18 protein-coding genes are annotated in these 25,916 nt (G+C 42.3%); 8 read left to right on the plus strand and 10 right to left on the minus strand.

All coding sequences use genetic code 11. From position 1 onward, the window contains the following. Positions 1–11 precede the first annotated feature (11 nt). Positions 12–3,182, minus strand: a complete 3,171-nt coding sequence (locus tag BF9343_RS20345) for a SusC/RagA family TonB-linked outer membrane protein (protein WP_010993743.1) — start codon at positions 3,180–3,182, stop codon at positions 12–14. Positions 3,183–3,501: 319 nt separating this feature from the next. On the opposite strand from BF9343_RS20345, the gene BF9343_RS20350 reads away from it, so the two are divergent. The 7 genes from BF9343_RS20350 (at position 3,502) to BF9343_RS20380 (ending at position 15,539) form a co-directional block, all read left to right on the plus strand. Continuing rightward, entirely contained in the window at positions 3,502–7,530 is a 4,029-nt protein-coding gene (locus BF9343_RS20350; RefSeq protein WP_010993744.1) for a two-component regulator propeller domain-containing protein, read from the plus strand. A 198-nt stretch (positions 7,531–7,728) separates the two neighbouring features. Beyond that, a complete protein-coding gene (locus BF9343_RS20355; RefSeq protein WP_005797469.1) occupies positions 7,729–8,514 on the plus strand; it encodes a glycyl-radical enzyme activating protein in 786 nt (261 codons plus the stop codon). After that, a complete protein-coding gene (locus BF9343_RS20360; protein ID WP_010993745.1) occupies positions 8,511–10,580 on the plus strand; it encodes a pyruvate formate lyase family protein in 2,070 nt (689 codons plus the stop codon). Before BF9343_RS20355 ends, BF9343_RS20360 begins: the two co-directional genes overlap by 4 nt. Before the next feature lie 12 nt (positions 10,581–10,592). Beyond that, entirely contained in the window at positions 10,593–11,912 is a 1,320-nt protein-coding gene (locus tag BF9343_RS20365; RefSeq protein ID WP_005797467.1) for a sugar porter family MFS transporter, read from the plus strand. Positions 11,913–11,947: 35 nt separating this feature from the next. Further along, entirely contained in the window at positions 11,948–13,078 is a 1,131-nt protein-coding gene (locus BF9343_RS20370; RefSeq protein ID WP_010993746.1) for an aldose epimerase family protein, read from the plus strand. After that, on the plus strand, positions 13,075–15,150 hold the full coding sequence (locus tag BF9343_RS20375; protein WP_010993747.1) for a glycoside hydrolase family 127 protein: 2,076 nt from the start codon (positions 13,075–13,077) through the stop codon (positions 15,148–15,150). Before BF9343_RS20370 ends, BF9343_RS20375 begins: the two co-directional genes overlap by 4 nt. A 107-nt stretch (positions 15,151–15,257) precedes the next feature. Beyond that, the gene (locus BF9343_RS20380; RefSeq protein ID WP_005791253.1) at positions 15,258–15,539 is read left to right on the plus strand and encodes a putative quinol monooxygenase; all 282 of its coding nucleotides are present in this window, start codon (positions 15,258–15,260) and stop codon (positions 15,537–15,539) included. A 46-nt stretch (positions 15,540–15,585) separates the two neighbouring features. On the opposite strand, the gene BF9343_RS20385 is transcribed toward BF9343_RS20380, so the two are convergent. Together BF9343_RS20385 and BF9343_RS20390 are read right to left on the minus strand one after the other, a co-directional pair. After that, complete coding sequence (locus BF9343_RS20385; RefSeq protein WP_005803971.1) at positions 15,586–16,278, minus strand: ComF family protein; 693 nt, start codon at positions 16,276–16,278, stop codon at positions 15,586–15,588. Positions 16,279–16,312: 34 nt separating this feature from the next. After that, positions 16,313–17,119, minus strand: a complete 807-nt coding sequence (locus BF9343_RS20390; RefSeq protein WP_005791250.1) for an inositol monophosphatase family protein — start codon at positions 17,117–17,119, stop codon at positions 16,313–16,315. A gap of 123 nt (positions 17,120–17,242) precedes the next feature. On the opposite strand from BF9343_RS20390, the gene BF9343_RS20395 reads away from it, so the two are divergent. Next, on the plus strand, positions 17,243–17,947 hold the full coding sequence (locus tag BF9343_RS20395; protein ID WP_005797459.1) for a hypothetical protein: 705 nt from the start codon (positions 17,243–17,245) through the stop codon (positions 17,945–17,947). A gap of 83 nt (positions 17,948–18,030) precedes the next feature. On the opposite strand, the gene BF9343_RS20400 is transcribed toward BF9343_RS20395, so the two are convergent. The 7 genes from BF9343_RS20400 to BF9343_RS20430 all read right to left on the minus strand — a co-directional run bounded on the left by BF9343_RS20400 (position 18,031) and on the right by BF9343_RS20430 (position 25,833). Beyond that, positions 18,031–19,521 carry a putative Ig domain-containing protein gene (locus BF9343_RS20400; RefSeq protein ID WP_008770125.1) on the minus strand — a complete coding sequence of 497 codons (1,491 nt, stop codon included), beginning with the start codon at positions 19,519–19,521 and terminating at the stop codon, positions 18,031–18,033. A gap of 26 nt (positions 19,522–19,547) precedes the next feature. After that, a complete protein-coding gene (locus BF9343_RS20405; protein ID WP_005797455.1) occupies positions 19,548–20,681 on the minus strand; it encodes a 6-bladed beta-propeller in 1,134 nt (377 codons plus the stop codon). A gap of 8 nt (positions 20,682–20,689) precedes the next feature. Then, the gene (locus BF9343_RS20410) at positions 20,690–21,880 is read right to left on the minus strand and encodes a 6-bladed beta-propeller (RefSeq protein ID WP_041926282.1); all 1,191 of its coding nucleotides are present in this window, start codon (positions 21,878–21,880) and stop codon (positions 20,690–20,692) included. A 138-nt stretch (positions 21,881–22,018) separates the two neighbouring features. Next, positions 22,019–22,780, minus strand: coding sequence for a galactosyltransferase-related protein (locus BF9343_RS20415; protein ID WP_010993750.1), 762 nt, complete (start codon positions 22,778–22,780; stop codon positions 22,019–22,021). Next, entirely contained in the window at positions 22,771–23,373 is a 603-nt protein-coding gene (locus BF9343_RS20420; RefSeq protein WP_005822342.1) for a hypothetical protein, read from the minus strand. Before BF9343_RS20420 ends, BF9343_RS20415 begins: the two co-directional genes overlap by 10 nt. A gap of 31 nt (positions 23,374–23,404) precedes the next feature. Then, positions 23,405–24,031, minus strand: a complete 627-nt coding sequence (locus tag BF9343_RS20425) for a LicD family protein (RefSeq protein ID WP_010993751.1) — start codon at positions 24,029–24,031, stop codon at positions 23,405–23,407. After that, on the minus strand, positions 24,028–25,833 hold the full coding sequence (locus BF9343_RS20430; protein ID WP_010993752.1) for an aminotransferase class I/II-fold pyridoxal phosphate-dependent enzyme: 1,806 nt from the start codon (positions 25,831–25,833) through the stop codon (positions 24,028–24,030). The genes BF9343_RS20425 and BF9343_RS20430 overlap by 4 nt, the downstream gene beginning before the upstream one ends. Positions 25,834–25,916 lie beyond the last annotated feature (83 nt).

Consider the following 25,916-nt stretch of genomic DNA (forward strand, 5'->3'; position numbering starts at 1 on the left):
GCAGTACCTTATTAGTATTTAAAATTAAGTGAGAATATATGAGACCGGGCATACGGATAAGCCGAGATATCGACTCCCGGAAGAATACGATTATTTACAGAGCTGCCACTACGTACCTCAGGATCATATCCCGAATAGTTCGTTAAACAGAAAACATTGTTAATCGTATATGTCAGAGCCAGGTCCTTAATTTTCCAAGCCTTTAATATATTTTTCGGCATACGGAAAGTTACAGCCAGGTTATTCATCTTCAGGAACGAACCATCTTCCACCATTTCAGAGTTGGAAGCAGCCCACATATACCCGGACCAATCAATTGCACCAGGACCTGTAAAAGTACCGGTAGGATTATTAGCAAACCAAGCATCTTTATAGTATACGGCCGACTTATTACGAATATCGCCATTGTTCATCAGATTGTATACATTACCATTGATTATATCATTTCCGTATGACCAGCTGAAGTCCATAGCCAGTTCAATGAATTTCCAGCGCAAACGGGTGTTCAAGCCACCGATAAATACCGGATTCACATCTCCTATCACGACACGGTCACTCATATCCACTTTCCCGTCTCCATTGGTATCTGCAAAAGATGGGAATCCGTATGGCATCTCTCTTTCAGTGGCATACCACCAAGGAGAATCAGCACTGCCTATACCATTATAGTCAGAATGCCAATTACTGCGAATACCTTCCATTTGCAAACCATAGAACAGTCCGAGAGGATATCCCTTTTTTATCAGGACATTTTCCGAACCCGAAGCAGAACCCACCGGACGCCCTTCCAACATCTGTGTCTCAGCACCTAGACTCAGTACTTTGGACTGATTGGAACTAAAGTTCACTGTTGCATTCCACGTAAAGTCTTTCTTATCAATCAGCACACCGCCTACACTGATTTCAAATCCACGGTTACGTACCGAACCGATATTCCTGGTTACTTTTCCAAAACCGGAAGTACGTGGCAGATTCTGTTCAAGCAGCATATCACGAGTTGTCTTGGTATAGAGATCCAATGAAATATTCAGCCGGTTATTAAACATATCTAAATCGAGACCGCCGTTAAACTCTTCCGTTACTTCCCAACTGATTTCGGGGTTTGCCATACGGCTGGTGTACAAGGCCGGAATAGCTCCGTCACCAAAAATGGCTTGTCTCTGGCTGGAAGATAAGGTCTGTGCATAAGCATACGGAGCAATCTGATCGTTACCTACCTGACCATAGCTAAAACGTAGTTTCAAGTTATTAACGTTCTTCTCCAACCAAGATACATTCTTAAAAAATTCTTCTTCTGAAACTCTCCAACCCAATGCTCCGGACGGGAAAAATCCCCAACGATTATCAGGGCTGAATTTAGAAGAACCGTCAGCACGCATAGATGCTTTCAATAAATAACGCCCTTTATAAGAGTAGTTAGCCATCAATACCCCCGAAAGCATTGCTATCTTCTCGTAAGATACACCGGGAGATTTCACATGATTACCACTTTTTGCATCATAAATACCTTCCCATCCCAAATCGGTATTAAACTGAGAATATTCCTGATTAAAGGTTTCATACTTGTTGGTATTAGCCTCGTATACGGCATTTACCGAGAGACTATGTACTTTGTTGAACACTTTATTAAATCCGGCCTGGACTACTCCACGCATATTTAATCCACTTTGCGTAGCGTATGTGGCCAATCCGTTATTATCGTAGCCTCTCTGAATGGTTTTCGGGATAAATTCTTTCACTTCACCTTTGGGTATACGCACACCAATACCTCCTTTTACAAACCAGTTATCATTGATATTGTAAACCAACTCTGCCTGACCGAAGAAAGTATTATTCTTGTTAGAGTAATCAATATCTTTTAATTTTCTATAAGGGTTATCCATCTTACCTGTATAGTAAAGGTTATCATCTATCTCCTGAAAAGTCCATTCTTTAGGAACAAGCGGAGAGAAAGTCTGTATTTCGTTAAAAATATTACCTTCTGTCCAGAAAGCACCGCTACGAATATTGTGTTCATATGAAAGATTTGTGTTCAAAGTCAATTGCGGAAGCAATTTAATGCTATTATTCGTTTGGAAATAGAATCGTTTAAATCCGGTATTGATGGCAATACCGTCTTCATTCATCAACGAAAAGATTGTAGAGTTCTGTATGCGGTCTGTTCCCCCTCTGTAAGAAACTTCATAATTCTGTTTAGTACCATTCTGCAAACAAAGATCGGGATAGAATTGGAAACGGGAAGGATTGGTATTCCATATCTGATCTTTATATTCCTGATAGAAATCAGCATTTTGCCAGCGTCCGCTCATAATCATATCACGCATATACGCACGCATATAGTCTTCCGCACCCAGCATTAGAATAGAATTTGCCAGTTTACTGATACCGTAAGTAGCCTTCACAGAGATTTCACTCATACCGGCCGATCCTTTCTTCGTAGTAATCAACACAACGCCATTAGCCCCCTGTGCCCCATAAATGGCAGTTGATGATACGTCTTTCAGGATAGAGATACTCTCGATTGCATCAGGAGAGATAGTAGCCAAAGGACTTTCCAGAGGATCGTCCGAAATAGGGAGAGGAAAACCATCGATGACATACAGAGGTGAACTACCTGCCGTAATAGAACTGGCTCCACGAATCTTAATCGTAATTCCACCACCCGGCGCACCATCATTGTTCATTACCTGCACACCGGATATTTTTCCTTTCAAAGCCTGCTCCAGACTTAACGGGTTGGTTTGCATGAACTGATCGGAACTCAAACTGGATACAGATCCGGTCAAGTCCACTTTACGCTGAGTCTGATAACCGGTCACTACCACCTCGTCAATCAATACTCCCGCATCCATCAGTACATCTATCCGATTTTGGCTACCTACAGTTTTTTCAACCGTATTCATACCAATCATTGAGAAAACAAGTACTTGTCCCGGAGATACATTTTTAATTGTATACTCCCCATTCTCATTAGTAATCACCCCATTGTGTGTTCCTTTCACTTGTACAGTGGCACCAATAACAGTTTCATTACTGCCTTTCTCTCTCACCGTACCCGAAATGCTCTTTGTGTTTTGAGCAAATCCACCTGCAGACACCAGCACAAACATGCATATTAAGAAGACGGTTTTTATCCTGCCTTCCGTATCTGCTCTAAGGTTGTTCAGATCTTTTAGATTCATAATATTAGTAATTTAGTCATTAAAAAGGATTCATACATTTTTAGTTTGTTTGTTAAGTCCCGAAGTCGGATCAGGACGAGTCCATTTTGTGTGGTTCCATACTGAGTTGTTGTTTCATGCATATTTTACTGTTTGTTGTTTCAGCAAAAGTAAGCGAAAAGAGAACCGAACCGTAAAACAATAGATTATTCACTGATACGCATATTCATATTTACATTAAATATTTCTATAGTGAATATAAATATCAGTTTGTGACCATAAGTATCTTTTTGATTCGTTTTTATTTCAGACTTTTGTGTTGTACGTAATTAAGAGACGAATGAAGAAGAGCACTTTTACCCTGATTTTATTTTTTTCTTCTGTTATCCTATATGCACAACAGAACGAACTTATGTTCCACTCCCTGGGTAGTCAACACGGACTTACCTATAGTGCCGTACGGGATATTCTGCAGGATTCAAAAGGATATATTTGGATTGCAACCCTCAAAGGACTGAACAGGTATGATGGATACAACATCAAACAATATTATAAGTCAGATGACGGACTCTCTTCAAACTGCATCGAGAAACTGCTACTCCTCGGTCAGGATACTCTATTGATGGGTACCAATGAAGGACTGTGCTTGTATGATATGATGAGAGAGAAGTTCACCACTATTGTTCCGCAAACCAAGGCCCCACTATATGTATTGGACATGGCCTACGACGGACGTTCAGTTTTCATTGCGTCCGATTCCGGGCTATATGCATATAGTAAGACAGAGCAAAGTATGCCACTACTCCATAAGGGATTGATTGTAAAAGTAACGCTGGATATGAATGGAAATGTATGGGCAGTGAGTCCAAATACGATTTATTGTTTCCGCCCAAACGGACAAATGACCAGAAAAATCACAGCTACTGAGGTTTCTCCGGATTATCCTGTCGAGTTTACTTCTATTTATAAAGATTCGCAGGGGACTCTATGGCTGGGGACGACCGAAAACGGACTGTACCGATACAACAAAAACTATAATCAATTCGTATCCGTGGAGTTCGCTTCACAAGACAGAAAGGATATGCGTTATATTCGCTGCATCCAAGAAGATATGCGTGGAAATTTATGGATCGGAACCGAAAACGGACTTTTCATCTATGACTATACAGATAACAGCTACATACAATATCGGCAGCATGCAAAAGATGTCCAATCCGGACTGACCGATAATGCGATCTATACTATTTATAAAAGCCGGGGTGACATTATGTGGATCGGCACTTTCTTCGGAGGGGTCAGTTACACCAGCCTGACCGAAAATAATTTCCACTACCTGATAGCAGATAATGGGAAACAATACCTGAAAGGAAAAGCAATCAGCAACATCATTAAAGATAAAAACGGAGCTTTGTGGTTTGCATCCGAAGATCATGGAATTTCTATTCTTTACCCGGATGGTCACATCAGGTATTTAAACAAATCGACACACCCGTCATTAAACGGAGATAATGTCCATGCATTAGCCGAAGATCACTCCGGTAATATCTGGATTGGCAACTTTATCGATGGGTTGCAAAAAGTCGATTTAGCAAAAGGCTATATTCGTTCATATAAAAACATAGCAGGGGGACACGCGGGACTATCCAATAATTCAATCTATAAACTTTATGTTCATAATCCTGATACTATGTTTATAGGAACCAGCCAAGGTGTCAATATCTATCATTTCCGGACCGATTCATTCACTCCCTTCCTTCCGGATGTATTCCGGCTTATACGTATTGACGACATCACACGTGATCTCAAAGGAAATATCTGGTTTTCCACACATTTCAACGGTATTTTTCGGTATCATATTCCGACCCATAGTATCCATCGATATCAAAAAGGAGTGACAGGCTGTAAAACAATGACCAGCGATAATATTTATTGTAGTTTTGTTGACTCCAAAGGAGAGGTCTGGTTCGGTACCAGCAACGGAGGATTGATGAAATACAATGCACGTGCAGACAGTATACAGGCATTCGGAAAGGAGAATGAACTCCGGCAAAGAGATATTTATTCCATACAGGAAGATAGCTTTGGCTATTTATGGATGAGTACGGATAACGGTATCTTCTCTTTCAATCCGGAAAGTCGGAGTTTTGCCCATTATAAAGTATCCGATAATCTGGTTTCCAACCAGTTCAATGCCTGTCCGGGCTATAAAGATCCTGACGGTACCCTTTTCTTTGGCAGTATCAATGGGGTATGCTTCTTCCGACCGGAAGGACTGAACCATAACAGTCCTACAAACGATATTCATCTGACTTTCTCGGATTTCAGGATTTTTAATAAACACGTACAACCATCACCGGACGGCATTCTACAGAATAATATCGACAGCACATCTGTCATTCGCTTACCTCACGGTATGAATACCCTGACTTTTGATTTTCTGGTAATCAACTATAATGAAAATTGCCAATCACAACTTTCCTGTGAATACTATCTGGAAGGTATGGAGACCGAATGGAATGCAACACAACAAATCCCACAATCAGTCACATATACCAACCTTGATCCGGGCACCTACCAATTTCACGTACGGGTCATAGGAAAAAACGGAGTTGTATTCGACCGTCGGAAAATAACCATTAACATTCGTCCTCACTTTTTGCTGAGTGGTTTCATGATCACTATTTATTCTCTTATCGGACTTCTTATCAGTTTTATAATTGTCCGCTTCTACCAAGTGCGTATGCGAGACAAAATGGATATCCGCATCGAAAGAATGGAAAAAAACAACCTGCGCGAACTGAATAAACACAAGCTGAATTTTTTCACTTATATCACCCATGAGTTTAAGACTCCTTTATCTATCCTTATGGCTGTATTCGAAGATATATCAATCGGACGAAACAATACAATTACCGGTGAAGAAATGAAAATCATCAATCGGAATATCCAACGGCTTCAATTCCTGATCAATCAACTTTTGGAATTTCGTTCTGTAGAAACCGACCATGCACGCATCGAATATGTCAAAGGAGATATTATGACTTATGGACGCAGCATCTTCGAACTGTTTATTCCCGTCTTCAGACAAAAGCAGATTGTTTTTCAATATGCAACTTCAGCCGACTCTTATTATACGGTATTCGATAGAGACAAGATAGAGAAAATCATCAGTAATCTGCTCAGCAATGCTTTCAAACATTCTGATCCTCAAAGTGAAATAAACTTCAGGATTGATGTAGACAAAGCTTCCGGACAATTGATTCTCTCCTGTCATAACAGCAGTTCATATATTCATCCGGAACAGCGGGAAGCTGTCATGCAGCCTTTTCACAAAACCGATTCATCCGATCAAAAGTATTCCAATACGGGTATTGGACTGGCTTTGGTGAATGGTCTAGTTCAGCTGCTTTCAGGAACAGTTGAGATAGAAAGTCATCAAAATAGCGGTACGACCTTTAAAGTAAAATTACCTTTGGTCGAAGACTCTAAGGATATGATTGCACCGGACGAAACTTTGGATATCGTTAACTCACCCGACGTAGTGGCAGATACTGTATACCTGCTCAATAACTCCGGACTAAAAGAGGATATGAATGCTGCAAATGCCGAGAAAAAGATGACTGTACTTTTGGTGGAAGATAATCCGGATATCAATAACATTTTAAAAAGTAAGCTACTCCGTTTATATAAGGTGAAAACGGCTTATAACGGACAGGAAGCTGTAGAGTTGCTAAAAACACATATCATCGACATTATCATCAGTGACATTATGATGCCTTATATGGACGGATATGAATTGAGTAAATATATTAAAACTTCTCGTGAGTACTCCCATATCCCGGTCATTCTCATCACTTCACAGCCTTCGAAAGAAAACGAATTGCAAGGTTTATCTGCAGGAGCCGACGCCTATATCGAAAAACCATTCACTTTCGATGAATTGAATCTTAGAATTACCAACTTGCTTAAAGCCAAAAATAATATCCGCGAACATTATCACGACATGAAAATATTCCAACTCAATGAAGAACTCAACAACAAAGACGAGGAATTTATCAAATCATTGACACAATTCGTCATCGAACACATTGAGAACCCGGAATTGAGTGTCGACCAACCGACCACTCACATGAATATCAGTCGAACTCAACTATACAATAAACTGAAAAAACTATTAAACCTGAGTGCAACCGAGTTTATCAATAAAATCAAGATCGATGTTGCTAAAGTAAAGATTATAAAGACTAATCTGACTATTGCTGAAATCTCATGGCAACTCGGATTCAATAATCCCAGCTATTTCAGTAAGACATTCAAGCGTTTTTGTGGAGTGACACCTAATGAATTTAAAAACGGTAAAAGCCAATAGACAGACCGTTTTGCCACTTTATTCGGTCCATTACGCCTTAACAGTGATCTGAGACATCCATTATTTGTAAATGTCGAATAATCGTCTTTACTCCCATAAACATTACCTATAAAGGTAATTTGAGCTATTAATATTCTTAATATTATATGAATATATGCTCAACAACATACATACCAGTTCGTACCTGTTTAAAATATTATGTATATATTTGCCATTGTTAATCCAAACACAATGAAAACAGGAACAATATTCAGTGTCGAGGAATTTGCCATCCATGACGGACCGGGAATCCGAACAACGATATTTCTCAAGGGATGTCCTCTACGCTGTGCATGGTGCCATAATCCCGAAGGTATATCGCCACAGCCGCAATACATGATTAAAAAAGGAGTTAAAAGTATTTGTGGATATCAGATAACTGTGGAAGAATTGGTTACCATGATCGAAAAGAACCGGTCCATTTATACGCTCAACCGGGGAGGAGTTACACTAACCGGCGGAGAACCCTTATTTCAACCGGATTTTGTTATCGAACTGCTCCGACAACTTCCGGACATACATACGGCTATCGAAACAAGCGGATACGCAAACACTCACATTTTCAATGAGGTTACTTCTTTAGCTGATCTTATTTTATTCGACATCAAACATACGGACCCGGAAATGCACCGGAAATATACAGGAGTGGATAATGCGATTATACTGGAAAATCTTGCTTTACTCTGTAATTCCGGACGAGATTTTATCATTCGGATACCTTTAATCCCGGGTGTTAATGATACCCGGGAAAACATGAGTGCCATTCTTGAAAAAATCAAAGATGCCAGGAACCTGATACGTGTCGAAATCCTTAGATATCACCGTACAGCAGGTGCCAAATACGCAATGATCGGAGAAACGTATCATCCTCCGTTCGATACCGGAAAGGCGCCACAAATCTATAATGTATTTGAAGAAAATAATATCAAAAATCTAATTGTATGAACGAAAGAATTAACTATCTAAAAACGTATATTTTAGATAAACGACACCATTCACAAAGGAGAACACCGTCAAGTATCGGGCTGGACAAATTGAACACAATTTATGCCCAACAAGGTTTATCTCCTGTAGAACGTGCTACAGCCTGTTTCGCAGCTTTGATGAACGCTGAACTCCCGGTTATACTTCCGGGTGAAAAGATCGTTTTTACCCGTACCCTTACGCAAGTACCGGATATATACACCCCTGAAGAATGGAACGAAATAAAAAACAAATATTACATCCACGAAAAAGGTACGGTATGTAATATCTCCCCCAATTACGCTTATACCATTCAACACGGACTGGAAGCGAGAAAACAGGAGATCCGAAAGCGTCAGGAAAATCCCTCCTTAAATGAAAAAGAGAGAGTATTCCTCAATAGCATGTACCAATGCATCATATCCATACAGAAACTAATTGAGAAGTATGAACAATATGCATTGCTCAATAACGAGACAGAAATTGCGCACACTTTACATACCATAAAGACCGAAGGCGCTCAAAACTTCAGACAAGCTCTACAGCTTTTGAGAATTCTCCACTTCTCCATTTGGGAAGCAGGCAACTATCACAATACCCTCGGCCGCTTCGATCAATATATGTATCCTTTCTATCAGAGGGACCTGGAAAATGGAACACTCACCAAAGAAGAAGCATTCGATCTGCTTGAAGAATTTTTCCTTGTATGCAATAAGGACAGCGACCTGTATCCAGGTATGCAACAGGGTGACAATGGGCAGAGCCTGGTTTTGGGAGGACGCGATCCGGAGGGCAAATACTTATTCAACGACCTGTCCCGAATGTGCCTGCAGGCAAGTTACGAATTAAAACTAATTGATCCTAAAATCAACATTCGTGTAGACCCAAAGACCCCTGACGAAATATTCTCTTTAGGTTCCCGTCTGACCAAAATAGGGCTGGGTTTCCCCCAATACAGCAATGATGATATCATCATTCCGGGACTTATACGGAAAGGCTATTCCAAAGAAGACGCATACAATTACGTAGTGGCTGCCTGCTGGGAATTTATCATCCCTAACCGAGCCATGGATATACCTAACATTGATGCCGTTTCTTTAATCGGATGTGTAGACCGGTGCCTTGAAAAACTAAATACCTGTTCGGACTATTCATCCTTTTATACATTGGTGGAGCAGGAAATACAAAAGGAGGTCAATGCGATCTGCGAGAAACACCGCAATCTCTACATCATCCCTTCTCCAATGATGTCTTTACTGATGGACGGCACCATCGAAAGAGCCAAAGATATTTCGGAAGGTTCCTACTACAACAACTACGGAATCCACGGAACAGGCATTGCAACCGCTACCGATACCCTTGCTGCCCTGAAAAAATACTATTTCGAAGAGCAAAGCCTGGATTATACAACCCTGCTTACTGCCATAAGAAGCAACTTCAAAGGCTACGAAGAGTTACAAAAAAAATTAAGAGAAGAAGCGCCCAAAATGGGACAGGATAATGACTATGCCGACTTGATAGCCAAAGATCTTCTCGACTCTTTTGATCGGTCATTGGCCGATAAACGAAATGAACGCGGAGGGGTTTACCGGGCAGGTACGGGTACCGCTATGTACTACATTTTCCATTCCAATCAATTACGTGCCACCCCCGACGGACGTAACGATGGCGAGATAATTCCTGCTAATTACTCCCCCAGCCTGTTTTTAAAACAAAAAGGTCCTATATCCGTCATAAAATCTTTTACCAAACAACATCTGGACCGTGTTGTCAACGGTGGTCCCCTCACCCTGGAGTTCGATCAATCCGTATTCAGCAATGACGAAACCATTGAAAAGCTGGGTATGCTCGTGAAAACCTACATCGTTTTAGGCGGCCATCAACTACAACTAAACACAGTCAGCCGGGAGACACTGCTACATGCCCGGAAACATCCCGAACAACACAAAAATTTAATTGTCAGAGTATGGGGATGGAGCGGATATTTTGTGGAATTAGACGAATGTTACCAAAATCACGTTATCAATCGGATCGAATTCGGTCTATAATACATCTGCATTATGAAAAATACAGCAAAGAATTTCATGTTTTACGTTGCCTTCGTGGCATCATTGGGAGGATTACTTTTTGGATTCGATACCGCAGTGATATCCGGAGCCGAGAAATCCATCCAGGTGGTATATGATCTATCCGACTTCAGCCATGGCTTCACCATTGCTATCGCTTTGATCGGTACAATCATCGGAGCTTTCGTCTGTAGTAAACCGGTAGAAAAACACGGACGTCTGAAAGCACTGAAAATTATTGCTTTTCTCTACTTTGTTTCTGCAGTGGGCAGTGCTGCCATCATCGATTGGTATTCCTTTTTATTCTTCCGTTTTGCCGGAGGTTTAGCTGTCGGAGCCTCATCCGTAGTCGGTCCCATGTACATTGCCGAAATATCCCCCTCGCGTTGGCGCGGCCGTTTTGTCGCATTCTTCCAGTTTAATATTGTACTGGGTATTGTACTGGCTTACTTTTCCAACTATTGGATTCATGGCATTGCGCATGATTGGCAATGGATGTTAGGAGTTGAAGCCATTCCTGCCATCGCATTCGCTCTTCTATTATACACCGTACCTGAAAGTCCTCGTTGGCTGGTAAAGCAAGATCGGGAAGCCGAAGCCCGACACGTCATAAAGAAGGTCAGCAATGCAGATATTGAACAGGAAATTCATGAAATCAAAGAATCCCTGGTAACAATAGGAGCCAGTGGCGAAAAACTGTTTCAGCATAAATACCGGAAACCGATCCTCTATGCTTTCCTTATAGCTACTTTCAACCAGTTATCAGGTATCAATGCCATTCTCTATTATGCTCCGAGGATTTTTGAGATGTCAGGTGTATTTACCGACTCAGCCATGATGCAGTCTATTGTTATCGGACTGACCAACCTTACTTTCACTATGATCGGAATGATCCTGATAGATCAGGTAGGACGAAAAAAACTCCTCTATATCGGTTCCATCGGTATGACCCTCTCTTTGGCCTTAGTAGCCAAAGGTTTCTACCAAGACGCATTTTCAGGTTACTATATGCTTATCTGCCTGATGGGGTTTATCGCTTTCTTTGCCATTTCACTGGGTGCCGTCATTTGGGTATTAATCTCCGAAGTCTTCCCAAACAATGTGCGCTCCAAAGGGCAAGTATTAGGCAGCATGACACATTGGGTGTGGTCCGCCCTCCTTTCATGGATGTTTCCCGTTTTCATCCGTACAGGAGGTACCTTCATTTTCAGTTTCTTTGCCATTATGATGTTCCTAAGCTTCTTCTTTGCTCTCAGGCTACCCGAAACAAAGAACAAGTCTCTGGAGCAGATACAAAAGGAATTGACCAATTAACAACTTACGAATAATGAACTAAAAATATGAATCGTATGAAAACAAAACTGATCATTTTATTAATACTCACAACCATGATACACACAAACACCGTAAATGCCCAACATTCACAATTGAAAAGAGCCGATTTTCAACAAACAATTGACGGAAAGCAAACCGATCTCTACTTTCTGAGAAACAAAAACGGCATTGAAATTGCCATCACCAATTTCGGAGGACGAGTCGTTGAATTCTGGACTCCGGATAAAAAAGGGCATTTTGAAGACATCGTCCTCGGACACGATCATGTGGACAAATATCTCCATTATAAAGGTGAAAGATTTTTGGGAGCCACTATCGGACGGTATGGCAACCGGATCAACAAAGGAAAGTTTACCCTGAACGGACAAACTTACCAGTTACCCATCAATGATACTCCCAACAGTCTACATGGTGGCTTTAAAGGATTTGATATGGTAGTATGGGATGTTGAGCAGCCGGACAGCCAGACTTTACAACTCACGTATTTATCCAAAGATGGTGAAGAGGGGTATCCGGGAAATCTCCAAGTATCCATGAATTACAAGCTTACGGATAAAAACGAATTTATTATCACTCACCAGGCTCAAACAGACAAAGAAACGGTCATCAACCTCACCCATCATTCCTTCTTCAACCTGCACGGTGCAGGCAATAAGGATATCAATGACCATATACTCATGATCAATGCGGATAAGTTTACTCCTGTCGATCGGACCCTAATCCCCACCGGTATTCTCCAGGATGTAGAAGGGACCCCGATGGATTTTCGTCGCCCCACACCTATCGGAAAGCGAGTAAATGATTCGTTCGAGCAACTAGAGTTCGGTCACGGCTACGACCATAATTGGGTATTGAATCGCAAAACCTCCAACACCCCCGAACTGGCAGCAACCGTTTATGAACCCGCCTCAGGAAGATATCTTGAAGTATGGACCACCGAACCCGGACTACAATTCTATGGCGGTAACTTCTTTGATGGTACAATGACCGGAAAGCACGAAAAGAAATACAACTACCGGGCTTCCCTCGCATTGGAAACCCAGCACTATCCGGATAGTCCTAACCAACCGGCATTCCCGTCAACAACCCTCTTACCCGGAGATACTTACAAACATATATGCATCTATAAAATCAATGTACAATGAAAACCACAAAACATTTATCTGTCGCAGCAGTACTAACCGTACTGATGCAAATGGGGTGTCAGTCTCACACAGACAATACCCGGCAAACACTCCACTTGCCCGAGCTAAACGAAGTCCGGATAGAAGATGCTTTCTGGAGTCCGAAACTCGATATCTGGAGGAAAATAACCACTAATGATGTATTAAACAAATTCGAAGGGAAATACACTCCTTTTCCCGGATCGACCGACACGCGTAATGCTTTCCGGAATTTCGATCGTGTAGCTGAAGGGCAGAGAGATATCAAACAGCACGATGGTCCCGAATGGTATGACGGACTCGTTTATGAAAGTATCCGGGGTATCGCCGACTTTCTTGCAAGCCACCCCAATAAAGAACTGGAAAAACGAATCGACGGATATGTAGACCGCATCTATGCCGCTCAGCAAACAGAGCCGACCGGATACATCAACACCCATACCCAACTTATGGAAAACAACCATAGATGGGGAGACAATGGGGGACTCCTTCGTGGACAACACGATGTATACAATGCCGGGATGCTGATCGAAGCCGGAGTACATTATTATCAGGCAACCGGCAAAACACGTTTGCTTGAAATTGCAACCCGCTTTGCCAATTACATGGCAGATTATATGGGTCCGGAACCACGCAAGAATATCGTTCCCGCACATTCCGGCCCCGAGGAAGCCGTAATGGCATTATACTGGTTGTATAAAAACGAACCGGAACTGAAAGATAAACTTTCCATACCGGTCCGGGAATCAGATTATTATAATCTGGCCACTTTTTGGATAGAAAACAGAGGGCATCACTGTGGCTTTCCATTATGGGGAACGTGGGGATACCGGAAATCGGAAAAATGGATTAAAGACGCTTGTTATCACCAAGCTGAATTCGGCACACACTCTCGTCCCAGTTGGGGAGAGTATTCACAAGATTCGATCCCTGTACTCGAACAAAAAACAATTGAAGGGCATGCTGTGCGAGCTACCTTGATGGCAACCGGTCTAACCGCGGCCGCACTTGAGAACCAATCACCCCAATACATCGAAACAGCTAAACGTCTTTGGGAGAATATGGCAGGCAAACGGATGTTCATCACAGGTGGAGTCGGCGCTATTCACGAAGACGAAAAGTTTGGTCCGGACTACTTTCTGCCCACCGATGCATATCTGGAAACCTGCGCAGCTGTCGGAGCCGGTTTTTTCAGCCAACGCATGAACCAATTAACTTGCAATGCCCGCTATATGGACGAAGTGGAAAGAGTGCTTTACAACAATGTACTGACTGGCGTTTCTTTGTCCGGTGATAAATACACCTATCAAAATCCCCTGAATACCGATAAGCCCGACAGGTGGGAATGGCATGTATGTCCATGTTGCCCACCGATGTTCCTGAAAATCATGGCTGCCATGCCCGGTTATATCTATGCCTATCAGGGAGATAATGTCTATGTCAATTTATTCATAGGAAGCGAAGTACGTGTCCCTGTCGGTAAAAGCAACAGCGTCCGATTGAAACAATTAACCTCTTATCCCTGGCACGGCGCTGTTTCCATTCAAGTCAATCCCGACAAGGCAAGTACCTTCTCTATAAAAGTCCGTATTCCCGGATGGGCACAAGGTACAGAAAATCCATACGACCTTTACCAATCGAATCTAAAAGCACCGGTCAAGTTAAAAGTTAATCAAGAGGATGTACTTTTGAGGATCGTAGACGGATATGCAGAAATCAACCGGGAATGGAAAAAAGGCGATCACATTGAGCTTGAACTACCCATGCAACCTCGCCTGATCACTGCAAATAAAGCAGTCGAAAACTTACGGGGACAAGTCGCATTGGCGTCAGGGCCTATCATTTACTGTTTTGAGGATGCCGATAATCCGGAACTGCAGACATTCAAACTTCAGGCACAAACACCTTTGGAACTCTCCCATGACAGTAATCTGCTCAATGGAGTCAATATCATCAAATGCCAGGGTGATATTCCGGCAAAAGCCATCCCATATTATGCTGTGGCCAACAGGGAAGAGAGCCATAGCTATAAAGTATGGATTCCTCAGAAATAAGAGCCAGACGATTCCTACAAACAAATTTATTCAAGATGAAAAAGAAAGTATCACCATTTATACGTAAATTTGCGGAACGAGAATCATCTTAATTATAGATTATCATTATGGAAAAGAAAACAATCGTAGCACGTGTAGAAGTGCTACCCGGCAAAGAACAAGCATTTCTACAGGCGGCTGATGCTCTAATCAAAGGTACAAGGGCAGAAGAGGGGAATATTAGTTATAACTTATATCAAAACCCATCACAACCCGTAGCTTTCATTTTCTACGAAGAGTACAAAGACCAGCGTGCCATGGATATACATGCGGCATCCCCCCATTTCCAGGCTTTTGGAAAGGCGATCAAGGAAATGCTGGCATCCGATTTGATAATTGAAACTTTTTAAATAGATACGAGGGTGCTTCAATGCACCCTCATATTTATCACTTCATTTATTCGGCCACGGCCAATGTCAACACACTGATCCGTACTCCTTCAACTTCAAAAAGCGTAGATGCACAGGCCACAGTTGTAGATCCGGTAGTCAGCACATCATCAATAATCAGTACATGTTTCCCTTGGAAACAAGCTACATCACACAATTTGAAAATACCTTCCACATTTTCCGAGCGTTCAAAAGTCGATTTACGGGTTTGAGTCTCTGTATTCTTTTCCCGTATCACGCTCTTCGCATTCAGCGGAATCCCCGTCACAGAAGATATACCACGGGCAATCCATTCACTCTGATTGTATCCTCTCAGCTTCTGTTTTTTCTTATGCAAAGGTACAGGAACAATCACATCCACATGATCAAAGAAACCACAAGAAATTAATTCTGCCGCCATATAGCGTCCCATCACTTCGCCCAGTTCTTTATATCCGCTATATTTCAGCAGATGCAAGATGCGTCTGAAATCACTACCTTTACGATAAAAGAGAAAGGAAGAAGCTCTTTCAAGAACCGGAATACGTCCCCAGAAAAGACACTCAACCGGATTATCCTTTCGCAGATGAAATCCGGTACGGGGTAAGTTCATATTACAACGAATACACAAGCACTCCTCTTCTTTCGACAGCGGAGCTCCACAAACCACACAACAACGTGGGAACAAAAGAGACCAAAAAGAGTCGAACCAAGTATTCATGTGATGTTTTTCAGTTTAGTCAATACCCGGAAAGTTACATTTCCAGTGGAGGCATCTCTTTCAGCAGCCGTTGAAAGACAGGATGTAAAGGGCCATTCGTCGCAATGATATGATGTCCTTCAATAAAATATTCACTTCCAAAGAAATCAGTTACTTTTCCGCCGGCTTCCAACACAATCAGTGCCGCAGCCGAGTAATCCCATTTCCCGATAAAAGCTTCCGCCCAGGCATCAAAACGTCCGGCCGCCACATAACAAAGAGCCGATGCAGCCGAGCCATTCATACGAATTCCTCCTACCACTCCATACAATTGTTTCAGTAAATATTCCGCAGTCCGTTTGTATTGCCGATGGTTATAAGGAAGTTCAGTGATTACAAACGCCTCTTCTATGTTTTCTATTTTCGAGACATGCAGTTCATCTCCGTTCATCCAAGCCTTCCCACCTTTCCAGGCGTAAAAACATTCATCCCTGCAAACTTCATACACCACTCCTAAAAGTAATTCTGTACAGCTCCTCAATGCGATACTGACACAATAAGGAGCATTGTCATGAATGTAGTTAGTCGTCCCGTCCAACGGATCAATAACCCAGCAATAAGGCTCATTCTTATAAACGGCAGAACCTTCTTCCGCAATAAACCCGGCTTCGGGCAGCAATGCAGACAGTTGTGCCACTAACAAGCGTTCAGATTCTTTATCAACATACGACACATAGTCATGCGCATGCTTTTCCACCACACGCTCCCGACTAAAGCTCCTCCGTTCTTTTCTCAAAAAATTCCCGGCTTCAGTTGCTATCCGGCATACCTCAGTAGTAAGTTGTTGAAGATCCAGTTCCATATTCGATTTTTAACGTATTTCGGCAAAGATAAATGATTCTTTTGAAAAAACATTGCAGCATTCGGCATATCTCTGCGTCTAAAAGACATAAAAGACTTAACTATGCAAAAATTCAGATTGACAATGCTATTTATCATTTGCGGCAACGGATTTGCTTATGCGCAAACATTCAACGAAACGCCCATACCTGCCTTTACACTGCACAAAGAAATGAAAACCCCTCAAATCTTCAAACTACCCGAAATAAAGAATACTTTGTCAGAAACCAACCCTGCTTTCAATAACAGTATGCCGTTAGTCAAACAATACGAACTGAGAAAAAAATTCTCCTATCTGGATCCCGTCTTCACCGGTTATTTTAATCAGCAACAGTACCGATTGTTCAATTCCCGCTATTTCGGATACGAATTATACGGTTCCAGTTATTCACTCCGGGGAGTAGGTACTCAGAATATGGCAGGTGGCAGATTGGTATATCGTCTTAACAGACAACTGGCTATCCGGATAGGTGGCAATGCCTATCAATACCGCTCTAACGGACGGATGTTTAATGATTTTACCCTTAACGCAGACCTTACCTATCGTCTGAATAATTGGCTGACCGCTTATATTTACGGACAATACCGGCTGGACTGTAATCCCAACTCCGGTGTACAAGGTTTCCCGTTATCTCCACAATCCCATTACGGCGCTTCATTCCGGATAAACCTCCTGGAAAGAAAAGAATATGGTCTCGACCTAAATCTGGGTACCGACAGAAGTTACAATGCTGCTACCCGGCAATGGGAAAATACTTATAAGATAGGCCCAACCATACGATTAAAATAACCAACCCAATATAAACCTGACTATGAAGAAAGGGCTATCCGGTACCGCCAATTTTACCGGATAGCCCTATTTTACAATCAATCTTATTTACATATAAACACTTTACACTCACCGGGAGCAAGCTTTACGACCCATCCGGTAGAAGCCTCAGCCACAAGGCTGCCTTCTATAACATCATATACCCGATCCAATGACAATCCTTCTACCGTCTTTACATTCAACTCCACGTCTACGGGTCCGGATATCCGGTTCAGACAAGCTATTGCTTTGCTTCCGTCACTCAACGGCTTCACCCAGACATCATAATGATCGGCACGAATGGCACGCTCTGCCTGAATGCCCAGCGGATCCTGATTGATAGCAATCAGATCCTTATTCAAAAGTATTTGTAACGTACTATCATTCATCTGCCGTACATCATTGCCACAGAGTAATGGAGAAGCCATCATGCACCAGAGAGCAAAGTGGGACTGATATTGTTCATTCGTACAACCTTCCGATTCATAACCGATACTCTTACTTTTTCCGCCAATCCCCACAACAAGCATATCCGGATCATTCCATCCGCCGGGTCTTGCATATTCACTAAGCGGTGCATTTATTTCAAGAATGTTCAAAATGCCACGTAAACCTCCCTTTTCGTCTGTCGAACGATTCCACAAGTCGCCAATATCACCGGATACTCGCCATAAATGTCCGCCGACTTTCTTCGCCCATTTCCAAGGTTCACGCTGTCCCCACTCACAAATTGAAAAGACGATAGAACGGTCGGTCGCTCTCAATGCCCTCCCCATCTTCTCATATCTTTCCATCGCTTCTACTCTTCCGGCAGGTGCATTGCAATAGTCATACTTCAAAAGATCAACACCCCAGGATGCGAAATCCCGTGCATCAATTTCTTCATATCCATAACTGCCACAAACCCCACCACAAGTTTTATCAGCGGCATCCGAATAAATTCCAAGTTTGAATCCTCGCTCATGCAAGTAATCGGCCACATATTTGATGCCTCTCGGGAACTTTGTTTTATCAATTTGGATATGACCGTCAGCTCCCCTTTCAGGCAACTGCCAAAAGTCATCGATATTAATATAAGCATACCCCAAATCACGCATTCCGTTTTCTACCATTGCATCTGCAGTTTGCAACAGTAGCTCCTCTGTCAGGTGACGTCCGAATGTATTCCAACTGTTCCACCCCATCGGAGGAGTCAGCAACAACTCATCTCCTATATTAATCAGTAGTTCCTGTGTATCGGTTCCAAGGGCATTCTCAGCTTTCAGCATTACTTTGTACGTTCCCTTTTCTACTACTTTTCCCTTGATTATCCCCGTTTCTTTATCCAGCTTCAATCCCTTGGGAAGATTTTCAGCATGCCACTTTATCGGTCGTTCTCCGGAGGTGGGAATATAAAACAAAAAAGGGGTAGCAGGATAGTTTCCCACCACATGAGGGGGATTAATACACGGTTTCCCCTCAAAAATAGCGGTTCGCACTTCGCTCGCCTGTACTGTCGGACTCGCCAGCATCAGACATAAGCAATATAAAAAAGAAACATAACTTGTAATTTTCATACGTTTAAAAAGAATTTATATAGATTTTATTTTAATGTTACAACAACCATTACCGGATTATCCTCTTCATCCAATCGGTTTATCAATTCATCCAGTTCTTTTTTTCTTTCCGGCAGTAAAGCTTTCGAATAGCGTTTACCTTTACTCAGATAACCTACCATCCGGGCATTTGCCAACTGATTTCCCAACCCTGTTCCGGGAGGAGTAAAATCAAATCCTGCCGCCAAATCATCTTTTATAATCACATTTGAAAAACTCTTCTTCTGTTTATCATACAATCCCACAAAGCTTTCATTCTTCAGGACATAAAGCACAAAGAAATAACGGTCTGACTCAAAAACCTGTTGTACTGCAATTGATTGAAAACGTTTTCCGGGATCTATTTCATTGGCAGATACATCCACATCCTTCCCCGAACAATCAAATTTCCATGCCAATGTCTTTTTTCTGTTGGCATCAATTTTATAAATCAGATTCTCCAACGCAGGTTTAAAGTAAATATCGCCCCCATAACAATACATTACATCGCGGGTAGATAGGTTAACACCATATTTCTTTCCAGGTTCCATATATCCTTTCCAGATCTTTAGTTTCTTCCCATTTTCATCGATAAGGAACAGTTGTTGGGGATTATCCTTTCTCATAAAATAATTATTATCACAATAGAGAATAGATCCCTGACCGTCTACAGCTCCGGTACCCATATTCAGGTGAGGAGCCGGTATACGACGGAGAAATTTACCATTGAAGCCATAACAGATTATATCCTGGAAATCCTGAACATACAGTTTTTGGTTATCAGGGTCAGTAAAAAACAATAATCCTACCGCATATTCTTCAGGCCCCTGTCCTTGCCGGCCTATCTTATTCATAAACTTACCATTTTTATCGAACCGATAAAAACTTCTGGTCTGTGCGTCACCCGCAATAATCGAGTTTCCGGCATAAATAATACTACATTCATTCCCCAGCAGACAATTATCAGTAGTCTCTAAAGGGAAATAACGTACATCAGATGCCAGTTCACTCATTAATACCGTCTTAGGACTTTGTGTAACAGCCTTTGCCAAATTCAGCGTGACGGCAGCTGCATTCTTCTGAGCAAATAGTGGAAAAGCCAACACATGGGCTAATAAAATGCAAAATGTAAATGATTTCATAATACCTCCTATCTTTTAAATTTATAAAGAATCACTACCGGATTGGCTTCATCCCCGATATTCAATACATCAGGAGCCTGCTTTAGATATCCTTTTTCACGTAAAGCCAAAAGAATATCAGCATTCACCACTTGTGCGCGTCCCCCATCCGCCATTACATACTCCGGCCAGAAAGGTATCCCTCCATCTATATCATTATCCATGCCAATTACATTGCCGCCTGGAATGGCAGCACTACATTCCAAATAATCATCCGGAATACGCTGCGATTTCAGTTCACCGGTCTTCTTATCGAATCTTTGTATAAAAATAGCATCTCCTTTGTACAGACGCAAGTAAAGATAGTGAGGAGATTCGAACAGATCATAGACTCCAATAATCTGATCCGTTTCAACTGTATTATCCCTGAATTTATTAATATTAGCAATATCCACATAATATTCAGTCGGGTTTTCCCGTTTCAGAACATAAGCCGGCTCTATTCCATTAGCATAAATCCCGGCCACCGTATCATTGCATGCAGTAAACAGCAGTACCCCTTCTGTAGAAGGAGAAAAGCAGATTTCTTTCATGAAACAAACATCCTGAGAGAGTCCTTGTGGAAAAAGAGACTTAGACTTTAACAGCAAACCATCAGCCTGTTGCAATGCGCCTGCCCATGGTGCTTGTTCAAAAGGCTTCATGACCAATCCTTTCAATGCTCTCTTCCCATCCGCAAAGACATACATTCCACCGGCCTGCTTCACCGTTGTATCATTCCGTAGAAAACTTCCGTCATACGAATACACCAATGCATCCCCTCCATACTGGAATATAGATAATTCTTTATTGCTATCATCAACCGCAAGTTCACTTATCATACTATACTCTCCCGGCCCATTTCCCTGGCGGCCGACCCGACGTATGAACTTACCCTTTCGATCAAATTGCAACACTTCTTCAGTCTTTCCGTTATACATAAACATGTAATCCGTCGTCACCTGCAGATTCAGCAGATTGCTAATCAGGCATGAGTCTGTTGTTTCCAAAGGAATATATTGTATGCTCACCACATCTTCTTTCATGGAGATAGGTGTCTCTTTCTGCAAAGCAGAGCGTACATTGACAATCGGGCATTCGGATAAAGAAGAAGATTTTGGCTGGCAGGCCACCAGCCCGAGCAGCCATAAACCGTTTAACAATAATATTGTGTTTTTCATAATGACTGTCTCTCAATATTTATTTTTCAGGGATATGTATACAAAGATACATTTTCAATTTGAAAAATCACTTAAAATCAATCATTTTTATCCCTATTTATAAACCCGACAATCAAATACCATATAAATTTAGTGTGATCAGTCCGGAAAGGTTGGTTGTTCAAGCCACCTTAGCATCTCCGCCTTACTCCTTCTGCAAGTAGCCAGCAATGCTTCTAAATTACGTTTATCCCGTTCACCCATATCAAACCCCGAATTGATGCCCCTCGGATGATGAAGATGATATAACGGTCCTTTTACACGTGCAATGGGCAACTCTAATATCTCCAGACGCTTCACTCTTTCGGCATCTTCGGGACCCCAACCATAAAACGCTTCATTCTCTCCGCCTGCCCGCAGATAGGCAACCCTGTTCACAAGAAAAGCTCCTCCCACCGAAGGTCTCATCCCTATTGAAGTAGCATCCACCTTTTCCAACACTGATACGTCCTTGCGGATTCTGTCACTCATAGCTTCATTCAGAAAGATAAAACGCCCGTCATACGGGAAACACATCACACAGCCCGAACAAATCCTGCCGACCGCTTCTCTCAACTGAACCGGCGGAATAATCACATCCGTATCCCAGATACCTGCAATCGGGAACTTAGCCGATCGCAACAATATATTTAAATAACGTGTCCGGTAGAACACCGGATCATCATCTTTCACAAACCGATAGCGTAACCTCTCACACGTCTCAGACAAATAAAAACGTTGCTCCGTATCCGCCTCAAGAATATCCACAGACACCTCTGTCTGCTGTAGCAGCAAAGAAAGGATAAACCGAAGATTCTCCGCCCTCTCCGGATTATCTACCCGCAAGGGGATGAGAATGCTAACCTCTCTTGTCAGATCCATACCGCCTCCCTTCCAGATGTAATCATGCCCTTCTCACAGTACTCCATCAGTTTCTCGACTTTTGCATTGAATACATCCAACCGATGCAACAGGCAAAGAATAAAAAACACCTCTTCGAAAAGTGAACTTTCCCTGACTCCGGGCAGTGAGTCTGCTATCCAGTCAATCAGGTAAATTAAATGCTCTTTCATTCGTAGCACCTTGATGTCTTCCTCACCTTTCCTCCGGGACAACCGGTAATACAGATAATAAGCGAGACCACAAATACCTTTCCCGATGCCTAAAGTTCCGATCGCCCTACTATTAATCGTGTTAAATACCCTGCAATCGATCTGCCATAGAATCTCGTCGGCATCCCCTTCCACAAAGCCCTCCTGCAACAAATACTCAATTCCGACACCTACTCCGCACAAACCGTCACCATAAGTCACCGGAAGTTCCAAAGAACAATTCTCCATCACCTCATCCAGCAACACTTCTGCTTTCTCTTCCCACTCTTCTTCAGCCGTCTGCCGATAAAGACGATAGAATCCGATGATTTTTCCCATTTCTCCCATCATCCCCGGATTTTCTATCCCTCTTACGCTTTCCATATTTTCTTTATTGACGTAATCAATCATTTTATTACACCGACCAGGCAACCACTTCCGGAATTTGCCTTTCCTCTTCCGGGGGAAACGTTCTATAATCTCCATAACAACGGGTCAGATAAGCATCGTATCCTGACGGAACCGGAAACTCCACTCCTTCAAATCGTGCAGTATCCAGATATTCCACCTCATCCAGCCGCAAATGAATACGGCTCTCACTCAAATTCCGCTCAAAACTGTTCGACAAAGCATTCTCATACTTACCATCCCAATCATAAATGAAAAGATCCAACTGTAATCCACCGAACTGCATCGGCTCGACCGGAGTCTTTTTATCCGGAACATACCGGCTGTGCCGATCTCTCAACCGCGCCTCAACCAACCAGCTCCATGGAGCCATGGCCGGTTCTGTTTCCGGAGTCTGAAAGAAAATATCCTGAGGCAGTTCCGGTACACCCTTCTCCAGAAAGAGTGCATAATCACTCCTTAACATCCCCACATCCGTATCTGTATCCCAAGGAATAAACCCCTGATGCCGGATAGCTCCCAGCAGTGTACCATAATCGAGCCAATAATCAATATCGTGCTTCTTGCAGACAGTATCGAAAGACTGCAATAAATAAAGCATCCTCCGATGTGCCTCCTTTATATCTATATTCATAATTTATATTTTAATATTCCGGCCAAATACCGGTTTTCCTCTTTACTCCTGATAGCAATACGAATATACTGCTTTCCATACATTCCCCTCTTCAAGCTACAGTCTTTTACCAGAATATCATGCTCTCTCAGCAAAACTTCCGCAAGCTCTCGGGCGCTGTACTTATGGGTCACTTCACATAAAAAGAAGTTTGCTTGTGAAGGAAATACCGCTAAATAGCCTACCTCCTGAAGTTCTTCAAAAAAGAGCGCTCTTTCCTCTCTAAAGCGGGCACATGCCTGCCGGTAGGCGATGGTGTATTTGTCCAGAATCTGTAAATAGTACTCCGCCAAAGAGTTTATATTCCAGACCGGAAGTTTCTGCTGTAATTCATCCATTAATTTATGGTCACCGGAAACAGCAATTCCCAATCGTAATCCGGGAATTCCATGTGACTTAGACAGGCTCTTTATCACCACCAGATGATTATACTCCTTCAATATCTTGTCATCAATCAGAGAAGTTTCCTCTCCGCCCTCCGAAAAGTCAATAAAAGACTCATCCACAATCAGCCGTATCGAACGCTCCTGAGTCCATCCCGCTAATGAAATCAAATCCTCGTAAGGAATACTATTTCCGGAGGGGTTATCCGGATTCAGCAACAGTAATGAAGTCACTCCCTTATCCTCAAAAAATGTTTTCAGGTCGCTTACGGTATAGCGATAACCTGGCCCCAACGGCAAGAAAGTCTCTATCCGGTCATCACGCACCAGATATTCTTCAAATGTAGGAAGAATCACCCCCATTCTACCGGGAAGCAGCTCCATCAGCTTTCTTATCAACTCTGCCGCGCCATTCCCCACCGCGACAGCCTCCGCAGGAATGTTCCAGTGCTTCGCCACCAATCGCCTGTTTACATAACTCCCCGAAGGGTATTGCCTGAGCAGTTTATCAAAATTAGCCTTCAGTTCTTCCAGCATCCTTTCTGTCGGGAAATGTGGATTCACCAGATAAGCAAAATCAAACAAGAAAGGAAAACGCCAATACCCTCCATAACGTTTTTGGTAACCGGACAAAAGCCCTTCTTTCTTACCAAATAGCGTTTCGGCAATATCTAAATCCTGCATGTCATCTATCTCATACCACTTTTCACCCTCAAGCGGCAAAGCCTTCAACCCGGCTTTATCCAACAAAGACAAAACGGCCAGTATTTGTTCGTAATATGCACTATTATCAAAACATTTGCAATAGGCTTCCAGAAAAGGTACGTACTTACCTACAGAAAACTCCTTACTAAAACGATAGATATTCACCGTCTTAAAATAAGTAGAAGTTTTTTCGTACGAAAAAGTATGTTTAGATACAAAGTCCACAATAAACTGCTTTTCATCCACAGTCACCATAGTCCCGTCCATCCAACTCTTATAACGGTCTACTACTGCTACATCAGGATACGGTTCTTCGAGCACTCTTTCAAGTATTCTCTTCTCAAAAACAATATCCGATTCTAACAATAAAGTATCATCAGACGCTAAGTGGTGCCGTGCCAGAAACAGAGAATAAATATTATTAGTATATGCATAGTAAGGGTTTTCCAGATAATAAATAGGAATTCCGCAATATTCATTTCCCAGATACGCCCGTAGTTTGTCACCTTGAAAACCAATCACAAGCACAATCCTCGATAGTCTTGCGACTGCCAGGTTTGCCAGTAACCGATCTATGATCCGGATACCGTTCACCTCAATCATACACTTAGTGTCGTACCGGGTCAATTCTCCCAGACGCCTACCCATTCCTGCTGCCAATATAATAGCCTGCATATCTGCCCCCTTATTAAGTTCCTAACTCCGGCTGACTCTTCATACAATTCCTCTTTTCCTATCTCAAACAGGAAGTACTGCCA

Source organism: Bacteroides fragilis NCTC 9343 (genome assembly GCF_000025985.1).
In the GTDB taxonomy this organism is placed as follows: Bacteria; Bacteroidota; Bacteroidia; order Bacteroidales; family Bacteroidaceae; genus Bacteroides; species Bacteroides fragilis.